This window comes from Polaromonas sp. CG_9.11 (assembly GCF_015752225.1).
Lineage (GTDB): Bacteria > Pseudomonadota > Gammaproteobacteria > Burkholderiales > Burkholderiaceae_C > Polaromonas.
The window spans coordinates 153,060-165,538 of record NZ_JADOVE010000001.1; the positions used below are offsets into that span (position 1 = coordinate 153,060).

Below are 12,479 nucleotides of genomic sequence, written 5' to 3' on the forward strand. Positions count from 1 at the left end.
CGTGCTTCAGGACTTGTTGTACGCGTCGATCAGCGCCTTGCCCTCGGGGCCGGCTTTTTCCAGCCATTCCTTGAGCATCACGTCGCCAACCTTTTTCATGTCGGCCTTGAGCTGCGGCGACGGCGGCAAAATGTTCATGCCGTTGGCCTTGAGCTTTTCCAGCGAGTCGGCATTGGTCTTTTTCGATGCGGCCAGCCCGCGCACTTCGGCGTCTGCCGCTGCCTTGAGCACCGCTTGCTTCGTCGGTGCATCGAGCGCATCAAAAGCGGCCTTGTTGACGATGACCGCATTTTTCGGCAACCAGGCCTGGGTGTCATAAAAGTACTTGAGGCTTTCATAGGTCTTGGTGTCCATGCCGGTGGAGCCGGAGGACATGTAGGACTCGATCACGCCTGTGGCCATGGCTTGCGACAACTCGGCAGCCTGCACCGTGACCGGCTGGGCGCCCACCAGCTCGGCGATGCGCGCGGTGGACGGGCTGTAGGCGCGCCATTTCATGCCCTTCAGGTCAGCGCCCGCATCGAGCGGTTTCTTGGAAAAGATTCCCTGCGTGGGCCATGGCACCGAATACAGAAGCGCCATGCCCTGCTCGGCCAGCTTTTTCTCCAGGAAAGGCTTTTGCGCCTTGTAGAGTCTCATCGACTGGTCATAGCTGTCGGCCAGGAAGGGCAGGCCATCGACGCCGAACAGCGGCCACTCGTTCTGGAAGTTGGCCAGCAGAATTTCGCCCGCCTGCGCCTGTCCGCCCTGCACGGCACGCTTGATTTCGGGTGCCTTGAACAGTGCGCCGTTGGCATGTACCGTGATTTTCAGCTTGCCGGCGCTGGCCTTGTCGACGTCGGCGGCAAACTGCACCAGGTTTTCGCTGTGGAAGTTGGTCGCCGGGTAGGCGGCCGGCAGGTCCCATTTGGTTTGGGCAAAAGCCGCGCCGCCGGCCAGGGCCAGGGTCAGCGCGGCCGCGGTGGTGGTCAGTGCAAACAGACGACGTTTCATGAAAGCTCCAGTGGGTGAATGGCAAAGTTGGTTGTCAAATGTAATTGGCATTGGGGGACGCCAGCTGGGTGTTTTCCCTGAATGTCAACAAATCGTTGATGAATTGTGATTTAACTGCCTACAATTTACCCATGCAACAAAGATGCCACTCCGGAGGCTGCGCGCCATGAAAAAAATTGATCTCCCGGCGGCCCGTGCCACGCCTGCTGCTTCCATCGTTTCGTCGGCGCATCTGGTGTCGCCCCGCAGCGCCGAGATGAGTGAGTTCGAGTTTGGCCTGATCGTGGCGGGCAATGCCTTTCACCGCTGGGTGGTGCACTGCATGAGTGCGGCGGGCCTGCCGGACCTGACGCCGCTCGATGTGCTGGTGCTGCACCATGTTACGCACCGCGCCCGCAACAAGCGTCTGGCCGACATCTGCTTCATCATGAATGTTGAAGACACGCATTTGATCAACTACTCGCTCAAGAAACTGCAGAACCTGGGCGTGGTGGTGTCCAGCAAAAGCGGCAAGGACGTGACCTACGCATGCACCGACATGGGGCTGGACCACGTGATGCGCTACCGCGAAATCCGCGAATCGTGCCTGATCAACGCGCTCAATGCCGACGACGGGCTGAACCGCGACATTGGCGAGCTGGCACGCCTGCTGCGCCTGCTGTCGGGCATCTACGACCAGGCCGCGCGCTCGGCCGCCAGCCTTTGACCTCTTCACCCTTTCATCCTCTTCACCTTCTGGGCACCTCATGGAAAAAAATGGCACCAAGCGCTGGCAGTTCTGGATCGACCGGGGCGGCACCTTCACCGACGTGGTCGGCAAGCGGCCCGATGGCCTGCTCGTCACGCACAAGCTGCTGAGCGACAACCCCGAGCAGTACCGCGACGCGGCCGTCGCCGGCATTCGCCACCTGCTGGGTCTCAAAGCCGGTGAGCCGGTCAGTGCAGAGGTGGTGGAGTGCGTGAAGATGGGCACCACCGTGGCCACCAATGCACTGCTGGAGCGAAAAGGCGCGCCGACGCTGCTGGTCACCACCCGGGGTTTCAGGGATGCGCTGCGCATCGCCTACCAGAACCGCCCGCGCCTGTTTGACCGCCACATCGTGCTGCCCGAGCTGCTCTACAGCGCCGTGGTCGAAGCCCATGAGCGCGTCAGCGCGCAGGGCGAGGTGCTGCAGCCGCTGGATGAAGCGCTGTTGAAAGCAGAGCTGCTGGCGCACTACCAGCAAGGGCTGCGCAGCGTGGCGATTGTGTTCATGCACGGCTACCGCTTCACCGACCATGAAAAGGCCGCCAAACGCGTCGCCGGAGAGGTTGGCTTCACGCAGATCAGCACCTCGCATGAAAGCAGCCCGATGATGAAGTTTGTCAGCCGGGGTGACACCACCGTGGTCGATGCCTATTTGTCGCCCATCCTGCGCCGTTATGTCGAGCAGGTGGCGGACGAGATGCCGGGCGTAAAACTGTTTTTCATGCAGTCCTCGGGCGGCTTGAGTGATGCGCATGCGTTCCAGGGCAAGGACGCGATTTTGAGCGGCCCGGCCGGCGGCATCGTCGGCATGGCGCGCACGGCGGCGATTGCGGGCATCGAAAAGGTGATTGGTTTTGACATGGGCGGTACCTCGACCGACGTGTCGCACTACGCGGGCGAATTCGAGCGCGAGTTTGAAACCCAGGTGGCCGGCGTGCGCATGCGCGCGCCGATGATGAGCATCCACACCGTGGCGGCCGGCGGCGGCTCGGTGCTGGCGTTTGATGGCGCACGGTTTCGCGTCGGCCCCGAAAGCGCTGGCGCCAACCCGGGACCGGCCAGCTACCGGCGCGGCGGTCCGCTGGCCGTGACCGACGCCAATGTCATGGTCGGCAAGGTCCAGCCGCGCTACTTTCCCAAGGTGTTTGGGCCGCAGGCCAATGAGTCCCTGAGTGCCGAGGCGGTGCAACGCAAGTTCGACGAGCTGGCCGCGCAGACCGGCCGCAGTGCCGAAGAAGTGGCCGAAGGCTTCATCAGCATCGCCGTGCAGCAGATGGCCAACGCCATCAAGAAAATCTCGGTCGCGCGCGGCTACGACGTGACGCGCTACACGCTGCAGTGTTTCGGCGGCGCAGGCGGGCAACACGCCTGCCTGGTGGCCGATGCGCTGGGCATGACCAAGGTGTTCGTGCATCCGCTGGCTGGCGTGTTGAGCGCCTACGGCATGGGGCTGGCCGACCAGAACGTGATTCGCGAGCAGGCCGTGGAACTCAAGCTGACAGCCGCCGCGCTGCCCGAGATTGCCGACGCGCTCAATGCGTTGGTTGCCACGGCGCAAGCCGAGCTGCAGCGCCAGCAGCTCAGCACGGGCGCCATCACCACGCACCAGCGCGTGCATGTGCGTTACGAAGGCAGCGACGCCGCACTGGTCGTGCCGTTTGGCAGCTTGCCGCAGGTCCAAGCCAGTTTTGAAGCCGCTTACCGCCAGCGCTTTGCCTTCCTGATGCAGGGCAAGGGCCTGGTCGTCGAAGCCGTGTCGGTCGAAGCCGTGGTGGCGGGCGATGCACCGGCCGAGCCGCGCCATGCGCTGCACGAAGCGCGCGAAGTGCCACGCCGCGAAACCGTGCGCATGTATTCGGGCGGCCAGTGGCACGACGCTGCGCTGGTGGTGCGCGAAGACCTGCGGCCGGGCGACATCATTGCCGGCCCGGCCATCATTGCCGAGCAGAATGCCACCACCGTGGTCGAGCCTGGCTGGGAAGCGAATTTAACAGCGCTGGACCACCTGGTGCTGGACCGGCGGGTGCCGCGCGTCATCAAATTCGCAGCCGGTACGACGGTGGACCCGGTGCTGCTCGAAGTGTTCAACAACCTGTTCATGAACATTGCCGAACAGATGGGGCTGCAGCTGCAAAACACGGCGTATTCGGTCAACATCAAGGAGCGGCTGGACTTCAGCTGCGCGCTGTTCGACACCGAAGGCAACCTGATTGCCAACGCGCCGCACATGCCGGTGCACCTGGGTTCGATGGGTGAAAGCATCAAGACCGTGATTCGTGAAAACGCCGGCAAGATGCAGCCGGGCGACGTGTATGTGCTGAACGATCCCTACCACGGCGGCACGCATTTGCCTGACATCACGGTGATCACGCCGGTTTATCTGGATGGGTACGGGGAGCCCTCACCCCAACCCTCTCCCAGTGGGAGAGGGAGCGAAGGCGGCGAGCCTGCACCTCAACGCTCTCCCGGTGCTAGTGGGAGTGAATCCGGCTTACGCCCTCTCCCTTTGGGAGAGGGCAGGGGTGAGGGCTTTCCCCGGCCCCTGTTCTATGTCGGCAGTCGCGGCCACCATGCCGACATTGGCGGCATCACGCCGGGCTCGATGCCGCCGTTTTCCACGCGCATCGAAGAAGAAGGCGTGCAGATCAACAACGTCAAGCTGGTTGATCGCGGCGTGCTGCGCGAAGCCGAGATGGTGGCGCTGCTTGAAAGCGGCGAATACCCGTCACGTAACCCGGCCCAGAACATGGCCGACCTGAAAGCGCAGATTGCGGCCAATGAAAAAGGCGTGCAGGAGCTGCGCAAGATGGTCGGGCACTTCAGCCTCGATGTGGTGCTGGCGTACATGAACCATGTGCAGGACAACGCCGAAGAGTCGGTGCGCCGCGTCATCACGCGGCTGAAAGATGGGCAGTTCACGCTGCCACTGGACAACGGCGCGCAGATCCAGGTGGCGATCCGCGTGGACACGCGCCGGCGCAGTGCCGAGATCGACTTCACCGGCACGTCCGAGCAGCAGACCAACAACTTCAACGCGCCGACGGCGGTCTGCATGGCGGCCGTGCTGTATGTGTTCCGCACGCTGGTCGATGATGACATTCCGCTCAACGCGGGTTGCCTGAAGCCGCTGAAGGTCATCATTCCGGCGGGCTCGATGCTGAATCCGAACCCGCCGGCGTCGGTGGTGGCCGGCAATGTGGAAACATCCAGCTGCATCACCAACGCGCTGTTTGGCGCACTGGGTGTGATGGCTGCCAGCCAGTCCACGATGAACAACTTCACCTTTGGCAATGACCAGCACCAGTATTACGAAACCATTTCGGGCGGTTCGGGGGCTGGCGAGGGCTTTGACGGCACCTCCGTGGTGCAAACCCACATGACGAATTCGCGCCTGACCGACCCCGAGGTACTGGAGTTCCGCTTTCCGGTGCGTCTGGAAAGCTACGAGATTCGTCACGGTTCGGGCGGGGCGGGCCAGTGGATGGGTGGCAACGGCGGCGTGCGGCGCGTCAGGTTCCTTGAAGCCATGACAGCGAGCATCCTGTCCAATGGCCGCAAACATGGCGCTTTCGGCATGGCGGGCGGCGAGCCGGGACAGGTTGGCAAAAACACCGTGGTGCGCGCCGATGGCCGGATCGAAGCGCTGGCGCACATCGGCCAGGCCGAGATGCAGCCGGGTGACGTGTTCGAGATCCACACGCCGGGCGGCGGGGGCTTTGGCGCGGCTTGACGCGTGGCGGCTCGGGTTCCCGAATGCGGTCCCGTCTTGCTCCCTCGCCCTTTGGGAGAGGGCGGGGGCGAGGACTCCCCGATGGCGATTCGTTGTGACCTATCCCACGTCCGCCGGCCCCCATCCCGGCCTTCCTCCAGAGGGGGAAGGCGTTATGCGGTCTCGGGGCCATGTGCCATGGGCAATGCTGAAATCAAGGCCCGAGAAAGCCTGCCGGCAGTTGTGCGAGGTCAGCGGGCTCGTCAATATCGTGCAGCAAAGGGCCGCGCCACACCGAGAGGCCCAGCGCGGCCATGCGCAACAGCGTTTCGGCGGCGACGCTGGCGGTGCTCCACGGCATCTGGTCAAACAGCGTGGGGCAAGGCGACTTCAGCCCGATCATCACATAGCCGCCGTCGGCCACCGGCACCAGCAGCGCACCATGCGCCTGCAACTGGCATGCGGCTTGTTGGATCACGGCGGCCGTCAGCGCCGGGCAGTCGCTGCCCATGAGCAGCACCGGCTGCACCGCTTCAGCCGTCACGCGCCGTACCACGCGGGCCATGCGTTCTCCCAGGTCGCCTTCGCCCTGGCAGGTGCGCAACACCGCAGCGGGAATGTCGATGTGGTCCCACGCCGGGTCGCCGGGCGGCGGGCTCATGCACAGCTCGACCGGCCCGGCACCTGATTGCAGCGCCTGCTGCAAAACATGCGCCAGCATGCGCTGCGCCAGCGCGGCGGCGCCCTCGGCGCCCAGTGCAGGGATCAGCCGGGTCTTGACGACGCCTGATTGCGGCGCTTTGGCAAAAACCACGAGCCGGGGGCTGTGCAATGCAGTCATTTGTAATGAGCTGCCAATTGCTCGGGGGCCGCGCCGCGCCAGTAGGCCAGGCGCAGCCGCCACATCAGCAGCACCGTGCGCCACACGCCATGCGTTTCCCAGCGCCGGCCCGAGGTGATGACGCGCGCGCGCAGGCAGGCCGGGCGCGAGAGCTTGAGCAGGCGCACCGACATCTCGATGTCTTCCATCAGCGGCTGGGCCGGGAACCCGCCCACGGCATCAAACGCGGCGCGGGTCATGAACAGCGACTGGTCGCCGGTGGCAATGCCGGTCCAGCGCGAGCGCTGGTTCATGAATGTGGCAATCACGCGCAGCATCCGGGGCTTGCCTTCAATGCGCACATCAAAACGGCCCCAGACCTGCGGGCCCTTGGCGAGTGCCTGCTGAACCAATCGGTCGGCATCGGGCGGCAGCCGGGTGTCGGCATGCAAGAACAGCAACATGTCACCGCTGGCTTGATGGGCACCCGCGTTCATCTGCAGCGCGCGTCCGCGCTGAGCGTGGACCACCTGCGCGCCGCCGGCCTGCGCCAGCGCCACGGTGCCGTCCATGCTGCCGCCGTCGGCCACCAGCAACTGCACGCCATGTGCCGCCAGCGGCGCCAGCGCCTGCAGCGCGGCCGCCATGCTGGCTGCCTCGTTCAGCGCGGGTATCACCACGGACAGGCGGGCGGGCGGCATGGTGCGCTCAGTGTTCCAGCGCACCGCCGCAGCTGCTGCCCTGGCCGGCGGTGCAGCCGTAGCAGTGGCCGGCGACGCGGATGGCCTGGTCGTCCAGGCCGGTCTTGAGCAGGTCGCGCAAGTGGCGCTGCAGCCCCGAGGTGCCCAGCGGCAGGCCGAGTTGCTGGTTGAAATCGCAGTCCGACAGCCAGCCTTGCCAGTCCACGCTGACGGTGCTGCGGCACATCACGCCGGCCAGGTTCTGCGGCTGGTAACTGCTCTTGAGCAGCTCCATGTAGCTGTCAAACGCGCCCTTGGACACCAGCGTCGAGCCAAAGCGCTGGATTGGCATGTTGGTCAGCGCAAACAGCGCGTTGAAGACGATGCCGAAGTGGGCCAGCAACTCGCGCTTGTAGTCGGCCTGCAGCGCTTGCTGCTCAGGCGGCAGCGACGCGCCCTGCGGGTTGTAGACCAGGTTCAGCACCAGGCCGGAGCCGGGCTGCCCGTAGCCCAGCGCGTTGAGCTGCTGGAGCGCGGCAATGCTCAGGTCGAACACGCCGTCGCCGCGCTGCTTGTCGACGTTGGCGGCCGAATAGCAGGGCATGGAGGCCACCACCTCGACCCGCTGTTCGGCCAGGAATGCCGCCAGCCCGTCCTGGCCGGGTTCAAACAGGATCGTCAGGTTGCAGCGGTCGATCACGCGAACGCCCTGGGCACGGGCGGCACGCACCAGGCCCCTGAAGCCTTCGTGCAGCTCGGGCGCGCCGCCGGTCAGGTCCAGCGTGGACAGGCCGCGCGCCGCCAGCACCTCGGGAATCAGCGCCAGGGTGGCCGCGTCCATCATCTCGGTGCGGTGCGGCCCGGCGTTGACGTGGCAGTGCACGCAACTCTGGTTGCATTGGTAGCCCAGGTTGACTTGCAGCGTGTCCAGGCGCGCCCGGTCAATTGCCGGGAAGCGGATTTTTTTCAGCAGGGGGAGGGTGGCGTGCATGCGTCTATAGGTCGTTGTGCGGTCGGAAAGTTCAGCCGATCAGCGCGGCCAGGCGCGCGCGCACCTCGGGCGCCATGGCGTCGGGCTGGGTCACCAGCGCGTTTTTAAGGGCCGTGTGCGCATCGCTCGCAGGCTGCCCGGCGCCCAGCAATCGAATCGCCTCGGCCGCCACCTGCTGCGCCCGGCCGGCGTTCTTGAACAGGTTGGCCAGCGCCATGTCGGCGCTCACATGCGCCTCGCGCGGGTGCCAGCAGTCAAAGTCGGTCACCAGCGCCAGCGTGGTGTAGGCCATCTGCGCCTCTCTAGCCAGCTTGGCCTCGGGCATGTTGGTCATGCCGATCACGCCGCCGCCCATGCTGCGGTACCAATTCGATTCGGCCAGGCTGGAAAACTGCGGGCCTTCGATGCACACATAGGTGCCGCCTTCATGCAGCGTCACGCCGTGGCCGGGCGCCTCAAATGCCAGCACGTTGCGCACTGCCTGCGCCAGCATGCCGGCGGCTGCCGGGCAGACCGGCTGTGCCATCGACACATGGGCGACCGCGCCGCGTCCGAAAAACGTGCTGTCGCGGCCTTTGGTCAGGTCGATGAACTGGTCGGGCAGCACCATGTCGAGCGGCCGGATGTCTTCCTTCAAGGAACCCACGGCCGACACCGACAGCAGGTAGCGCACACCCAGCTGCTTCATCGCATGAATGTTGGCACGGTAGGGCACCTCGAACGGCAGCAGGCGGTGGCCGCGCGCATGCCGGGCCAGAAACGCCACCGGCACGCCGTGCACGCGGCCGGTGACCAGGACGTCGGACGGTGCGCCAAACGGCGTGTCCATCACATGCTCTTGCGCGCCTTCCAGCGCGTCCATCTGGTACAGGCCACTGCCTCCGATGATGCCGACCAATGCCTGGTTCATGCTTTGAATTCCTGGTTGAAGTTAGACTGCGCAACCGCCCCGGCGACGGGATTGAAGTGGTTCAGCCGCTGATTCTGTCCGACTTTTCTGGGAGGCTGGCGTGTCCTGTGCTGAAGTCCCTTTGCTTTGTTGGGCGACGAACCGGTCTTCTTCCTACACAGCGAACCGTTTTTTTTTGTAAAAATCAGACCTCGGTCCGACGCAAGCAAAAGAACAAACCTCAAGGACCCACTGTGAACCCACGCAAATTTCTAATCGCCGCCTTGCTCCTGGCAGGCATCATCGCTTTTTTTGCACTGGACCTGGGCCGCTATTTCAGCCTGGCGTTCATCAAGGACAGCCAGGCTTCCTTCGCAGCGCTGTTCAATGAACGGCCGGTGATGGTGACGATGGTGTTTTTTGCGGTCTATGTGGCCGTCACGGCGCTGTCTCTGCCGGGCGCGGCCATTCTGACGTTGGCGGGCGGTGCCAGTTTCGGGCTGGTGTGGGGCACGGTGGTGGTGTCCTTTGCCTCGACCATCGGGGCCACGCTGGCCATGCTGGCGGCGCGCTACCTGCTGCGGGACACGATCCAGGCGCGCTTTGGCCGGCGTCTGGACGAGGTCAACAAGGGCATCGACAAGGAAGGCGCGTTCTATCTTTTCTCATTGCGGCTGATCCCGGTCGTGCCTTTTTTTGCGCTCAATTTGCTCATGGGCTTGAGCCGCATCAAGACCTGGACCTTCTTCTGGGTCAGCCAGATCGGCATGCTGGCAGGCACCGTGGCCTATGTGAACGCGGGCACGCAAATCGCCAAGATCGACTCGCTGCAGTCGATCCTGTCGCCGGGGCTGATTGGCTCCTTCGTGCTGCTGGGGCTGCTGCCGCTGGCGGTCCACAAGGTGCTGGCGCTCGTCAAGCGCCGCAAGGTGTACGCGCGCTGGAAGGCCGTGCGGCCGTCCAGTTTTGACCGCAACCTGGTCGTGATTGGCGCCGGCGCGGGTGGGCTGGTGTCGGCCTACATCGCCGCCGTGGTCAAGGCCAAGGTGACGCTGGTCGAAGCGCACAAGATGGGCGGCGACTGCCTGAACTACGGCTGCGTGCCGTCCAAGGCGCTGATCCGCAGCGCCAAGCTGGCGCACCAGATGCGGCACGGTGCCAACTATGGCTTGAGCAACGTCATGCCAGAGTTCAGCTTCAAGGCCGTGATGCAGCGGATCCAGGACGTGATCCGCACGATTGCGCCGCACGACAGCGTGGATCGCTACGCCAGCCTGGGTGTCGAGGTGCTCAAAGGCCATGCCCGCATCGTCAACCCGTGGACGGTGGAGATTGCGCTGAACGGCGGCGGCACGCAAACGCTTACCACGCGCAGCATCGTGATTGCCGCCGGCGCCCGGCCTTTCGTGCCGCCGCTGCCGGGCCTGGACGACGTGGGCTATGTCACCAGCGACACGCTGTGGGATGCGTTTGCCCAGCTCGACGCCGTGCCGCGTCGCCTGGTGGTGCTGGGTGGCGGGCCGATTGGCTGCGAGCTGGCGCAGGCCTTTGCGCGGCTGGGCGCAGAGGTCACGCAGGTGGAAAAGGGGTCGTGTCTGTTGAGCCGCGAGGACGAGGAGGTGTCAGCATTGGCCCGTGACGCGCTGGCTGCCGACGGCGTGCAGGTGCTGACCGGCCACGAGGCGCTGCGCTGCGAGAACGTGGGCAGCGTTAAAACTCTGGTCGTTGCGCATCAGGGCATTGAAAAGCGCATTGAATTCGACCAGCTGATCTGCGCCGTCGGCCGTGCGGCCCGACTGACCGGCTACGGACTGGAAGAGCTCGGCATTTCGACCGAACGCACGGTGCCCACCAACGACTATTTGCAAACCATCTACCCCAACATTTATGCGGCTGGCGACGTGGCCGGGCCTTACCAGCTGACGCATGTGGCGGCGCACCAGGCCTGGTATGCCGCCGTCAATGCGCTGTTTGGCGAGTTCAGGCTGTTCAAGGCCGACTACTCGGTGATTCCGTGGACCACCTTCATCGACCCGGAAGTTGCCCGCGTCGGGTTGAGCGAAGCCGAGGCCAAGGAACAAGGCGTGGCTTGCGAAGTCACGAAGTACCACATCGACGACCTGGACCGCGCGATTGCCGACAGCGAGGCGCGCGGTTTTGTCAAGGTGCTGACCGTGCCGGGCAAGGACAAGATCCTGGGCGTCACCCTCGTCGGCACCCACGCCGGCGACCTGCTGGCCGAGTACGTGCTGGCGATGCGGCACGGGCTGGGGCTGAACAAGATTCTCTCGACCATTCACACCTACCCGACGCTGTCGGAAGCCAACAAATACGCGGCCGGCGAATGGAAGCGGGCGCACCAGCCGGTGCGGCTGCTGGAATGGGTGCGCAAATACCACGACTGGAAACGAAGCTGACATGACATTGCCTCTCGCCGCAAGGCGCTTGCCCTTTTTTTGCTCCACTATGCTTTTTATAGCTGCTGGTGCCCTGTGGTTGTGCGCAAAGCCGGTATTTGCTGAAGATTCAGTAGCTATGGCGGTGAATTTGCACCCTTTTTCGTCCGCCAGCGGTGTTGCTCCGCCGCCTCCCTGGCGCGTGGTCGGTTTGCCCAAGGCCACCAAGCCGCTCACCCGCTTTGAAATGGTGCCCATGGACGGCCACCCGGTGCTGCGGGTGCAGACCGACCATTCCTATGCCAACCTGGTGCATGACCTGCCGGACGTTGCGCTGGCGCCTGGCATGAAGCTGCGCTGGCGCTGGCGGCTCGACCAGCCGCTGCGCGGCACCGATCTGCGGCAACGGGCCGGCGACGACACCCCGCTCAAGGTCTGCGCCCTGTTCAACATGCCGCTGGAGCGACTCAGCTTCGTCGAGCGCAACTTGTTGCGCGCAGCCCGTTCGGTGAGCGGCGAAAACCTGCCGGCCGCCACCTTGTGCTACGTCTGGGACGCCAGCCTGCCGGCCGGAACCCTGCTCGACAACGCCTACACGCACCGCATGCGCATGATCGTGGTGGACAGCGGCGAACTGCACCTGGGCCAGTGGATTGCGCACTCGCAGGACCTGGCAGCCGACTTCCAGCGCGCCTTCGGCAAGGAAGCCGCCACCCTGCCGCCCTTGCAGAGCCTGCTGGTGGGCGGCGACTCGGACAATACCGGCGGCCAGAGCCTGGGCTACGTCGGCGATGTCACGCTTTCCCCATGACGCTGGTTGAAGCCAAGGCCTGCCGATGAAGCTTGACTTCTTCCGGCAAGCGCCACATCAGCGGGCATGAGGCATCTTGCCCTGCCTGGCCCAAGCAGGCCACCCTGGCGCCGGCACGGCCGCCTGCGGACTGCTACGGGATGAAACCGGCTTTGTGGCGGTCAGCGCCTTTGTGCAAAGCAGCCGCCATCCTGCGATGTTTGCTCCCAGCCAAATGGCAAGCCGCGTCGATGCGCCGAATGCGCAAAGTGCCGTGTACGCGGTGCGCTCCGGTCTGCCGCTGCGGGCCGACCTGCGCACTGAATGGCAGGGCCAGTCGGGACCCGTCTGCCGCAACAGCGCTCGTTCGACCGGCTGAGGTGCGGAGATCGCCATGCGATTGCCGTGTGGGGCCGGTGCAGCGTTGAAGGCGCGTGGGTTCTGGCGCTGCAAAGAGCGCATC

At 64.7% G+C, this 12,479-nt stretch carries 10 protein-coding genes; 5 read left to right on the forward strand and 5 right to left on the reverse strand.

Annotated elements, in window-relative coordinates; all coding sequences use genetic code 11:
- Window positions 1-6 precede the first annotated feature (6 nt).
- A complete protein-coding gene (locus IWX85_RS00810) occupies window positions 7-993 on the reverse strand; it encodes a TRAP transporter substrate-binding protein (RefSeq protein WP_196868414.1) in 987 nt (328 codons plus the stop codon).
- Between the two features lie 166 nt (window positions 994-1,159).
- On the opposite strand from IWX85_RS00810, the gene IWX85_RS00815 reads away from it, so the two are divergent.
- Window positions 1,160-1,699 (forward strand): winged helix DNA-binding protein, encoded by a 540-nt coding sequence (locus IWX85_RS00815; RefSeq protein WP_036813705.1) that lies wholly within the window; start codon window positions 1,160-1,162, stop codon window positions 1,697-1,699.
- 40 nt (window positions 1,700-1,739) lie between these two features.
- Window positions 1,740-5,471 (forward strand): hydantoinase B/oxoprolinase family protein, encoded by a 3,732-nt coding sequence (locus IWX85_RS00820; protein ID WP_196868415.1) that lies wholly within the window; start codon window positions 1,740-1,742, stop codon window positions 5,469-5,471.
- A gap of 193 nt (window positions 5,472-5,664) precedes the next feature.
- Here IWX85_RS00820 and IWX85_RS00825 read toward each other — a convergent pair whose 3' ends face one another.
- Genes IWX85_RS00825 through mtnP form a run of 4 tightly spaced genes read right to left on the reverse strand, consistent with a single transcriptional unit; the run spans window position 5,665 to window position 8,851 of the window.
- The gene (locus tag IWX85_RS00825) at window positions 5,665-6,291 is read right to left on the reverse strand and encodes a TIGR04282 family arsenosugar biosynthesis glycosyltransferase (protein ID WP_231379436.1); all 627 of its coding nucleotides are present in this window, start codon (window positions 6,289-6,291) and stop codon (window positions 5,665-5,667) included.
- Entirely contained in the window at window positions 6,288-6,971 is a 684-nt protein-coding gene (locus tag IWX85_RS00830) for a TIGR04283 family arsenosugar biosynthesis glycosyltransferase (RefSeq protein WP_196868416.1), read from the reverse strand. The genes IWX85_RS00825 and IWX85_RS00830 overlap by 4 nt, the downstream gene beginning before the upstream one ends.
- 7 nt (window positions 6,972-6,978) lie before the next feature.
- Window positions 6,979-7,941, reverse strand: a complete 963-nt coding sequence (gene arsS / locus IWX85_RS00835) for an arsenosugar biosynthesis radical SAM (seleno)protein ArsS (RefSeq protein ID WP_036810556.1) — start codon at window positions 7,939-7,941, stop codon at window positions 6,979-6,981.
- Between the two features lie 31 nt (window positions 7,942-7,972).
- On the reverse strand, window positions 7,973-8,851 hold the full coding sequence (mtnP, locus tag IWX85_RS00840; protein ID WP_196868417.1) for an S-methyl-5'-thioadenosine phosphorylase: 879 nt from the start codon (window positions 8,849-8,851) through the stop codon (window positions 7,973-7,975).
- Window positions 8,852-9,084: 233 nt separating this feature from the next.
- Between mtnP and IWX85_RS00845 the strand changes: the two genes are divergently transcribed.
- The 3 genes from IWX85_RS00845 to IWX85_RS00855 all read left to right on the forward strand — a co-directional run bounded on the left by IWX85_RS00845 (window position 9,085) and on the right by IWX85_RS00855 (window position 12,395).
- Window positions 9,085-11,247 carry an FAD-dependent oxidoreductase gene (locus IWX85_RS00845; RefSeq protein WP_370584152.1) on the forward strand — a complete coding sequence of 721 codons (2,163 nt, stop codon included), beginning with the start codon at window positions 9,085-9,087 and terminating at the stop codon, window positions 11,245-11,247.
- Window positions 11,248-11,377: 130 nt separating this feature from the next.
- Window positions 11,378-12,037 carry a DUF3047 domain-containing protein gene (locus IWX85_RS00850; protein ID WP_231379437.1) on the forward strand — a complete coding sequence of 220 codons (660 nt, stop codon included), beginning with the start codon at window positions 11,378-11,380 and terminating at the stop codon, window positions 12,035-12,037.
- A gap of 76 nt (window positions 12,038-12,113) precedes the next feature.
- The gene (locus IWX85_RS00855; RefSeq protein ID WP_036810568.1) at window positions 12,114-12,395 is read left to right on the forward strand and encodes a hypothetical protein; all 282 of its coding nucleotides are present in this window, start codon (window positions 12,114-12,116) and stop codon (window positions 12,393-12,395) included.
- Window positions 12,396-12,479 lie beyond the last annotated feature (84 nt).

Coding starts and splice junctions, on each gene's coding strand:
- IWX85_RS00815 (WP_036813705.1), top strand. CDS start 1,160: ATGAAAAAAATTGATCTCCCGGCGGCCCGTGCCACGCCTGCTGCTTCC.
- IWX85_RS00825 (WP_231379436.1), bottom strand. CDS start 6,291: ATGACTGCATTGCACAGCCCCCGGCTCGTGGTTTTTGCCAAAGCGCCG.
- IWX85_RS00810 (WP_196868414.1), bottom strand. CDS start 993: ATGAAACGTCGTCTGTTTGCACTGACCACCACCGCGGCCGCGCTGACC.
- mtnP (WP_196868417.1), bottom strand. CDS start 8,851: ATGAACCAGGCATTGGTCGGCATCATCGGAGGCAGTGGCCTGTACCAG.
- IWX85_RS00820 (WP_196868415.1), top strand. CDS start 1,740: ATGGAAAAAAATGGCACCAAGCGCTGGCAGTTCTGGATCGACCGGGGC.
- IWX85_RS00830 (WP_196868416.1), bottom strand. CDS start 6,971: ATGCCGCCCGCCCGCCTGTCCGTGGTGATACCCGCGCTGAACGAGGCA.
- arsS (WP_036810556.1), bottom strand. CDS start 7,941: ATGCACGCCACCCTCCCCCTGCTGAAAAAAATCCGCTTCCCGGCAATT.